Genomic DNA, 1134 nt, shown 5'->3' on the forward strand with positions numbered 1-1134 from the left:
GGGGTCTCGGTGACCGGCCGACGGCCGGGTGCCTACTCGACGACCAGCTCGACCGGGATGTTGCCCCGGGTGGCGCGGGAGTACGGGCAGACCTCGTGCGCCTGCTTGACCAGCAGCTCGCCGGTCTCGCCCGCGAGGGACTCGGGCAGCTCGACGCGCAGCACCACGGAGAGGCCGAAGCCGGCCCCGTCCTTGCCGATGGACACCTCGGCGGTCACCGAGACCTCGCTGGTGTCCACCCGGGCCTGCCGGCCGACCAGGCCGAGGGCGCTGGCGAAGCAGGCGGCGTAGCCGGCGGCGAAGAGCTGCTCGGGGTTGGTGCCCTGGCCGCTGCCGCCGAGCGCGGGCGGCATGGCGAGGGCGAGGTCCAGCTGTCCGTCGGAGCTGACGGCACGGCCCTCCCGGCCGTTGGCGGTGGCGGCTGCGGTGTAGAGCGCGTCCATGGTGGCGTCCCTTCAGGTCCTGGGTGTTCCTGCGGCCGGTGGTCCGGGCGGTTGCCGGTCCGGCGTGCTTCGCGGCGGCCGCTGGGTCGGCGCTGCGCCACGACCAGTAGAGCACGCAATTCAATTGCGCACAACTCAATGGCGTGATGGTGATCGGTACCATGGGTCCATGACCACCCATTCCGGCATGGCCGACGAGGAGCTGCTCCGCCTCGACCGGCAGATCTGCTTCTCGCTCAACGCGGCCTCCCGCGCCTTCGGAGGCGTGTACCGGGTGCTGCTGCGGGACCTCGGGCTGACCTACCCGCAGTACCTGGTGATGCTGGTGCTGTGGGAGGAGGGCGAGCTGCCCGTCAAGCGGATCGGCGAGCGGCTGCGACTGGACTCCGGGACGCTCTCCCCGCTGCTCAAGCGACTGGAGGCGGCCGGACTGGTGTGCCGCGAGCGGAGTGCGGAGGACGAGCGGTCGGTCACCGTCCGGCCGACCCCCGAGGGGTCGGCGCTGCGTGAGCGGGCCGGGCAGGTCCCGCGCCGGCTGCTCGCGGCGACCGGGCTGCCGGTCGAGGACCTGGCCGCGCTGCGCGGACTGCTGGACCGGGTCACCGCCGCGCTGGACGCGGCGGAGGTGGAGCCGGCTCCGTAGGGGGTGAAGCGGCCGGTGTCCGTGCGGTGCGGCGGTGCGGCGGTGCGG

Annotated in this window: 2 protein-coding genes; one reads left to right on the forward strand and one right to left on the reverse strand. The window is 73.7% G+C overall.

Features of this window, described 5'->3' with window-relative positions; translation table 11 throughout:
* Positions 1–32: 32 nt before the first annotated feature.
* Positions 33–443 (reverse strand): organic hydroperoxide resistance protein, encoded by a 411-nt coding sequence (locus ACIQOV_RS42370; protein ID WP_380544811.1) that lies wholly within the window; start codon positions 441–443, stop codon positions 33–35.
* A 169-nt stretch (positions 444–612) separates the two neighbouring features.
* On the opposite strand from ACIQOV_RS42370, the gene ACIQOV_RS42375 reads away from it, so the two are divergent.
* A complete protein-coding gene (locus ACIQOV_RS42375) occupies positions 613–1086 on the forward strand; it encodes a MarR family winged helix-turn-helix transcriptional regulator (protein WP_380630784.1) in 474 nt (157 codons plus the stop codon).
* Positions 1087–1134 lie beyond the last annotated feature (48 nt).

It is taken from the genome of Kitasatospora sp. NPDC091257 (genome assembly GCF_044757675.1).
Classification (GTDB): Bacteria; Actinomycetota; Actinomycetes; order Streptomycetales; family Streptomycetaceae; genus Kitasatospora; species Kitasatospora lactacystinica.

Coding starts and splice junctions, on each gene's coding strand:
- ACIQOV_RS42370 (WP_380544811.1), bottom strand. CDS start 443: ATGGACGCGCTCTACACCGCAGCCGCCACCGCCAACGGCCGGGAGGGC.
- ACIQOV_RS42375 (WP_380630784.1), top strand. CDS start 613: ATGACCACCCATTCCGGCATGGCCGACGAGGAGCTGCTCCGCCTCGAC.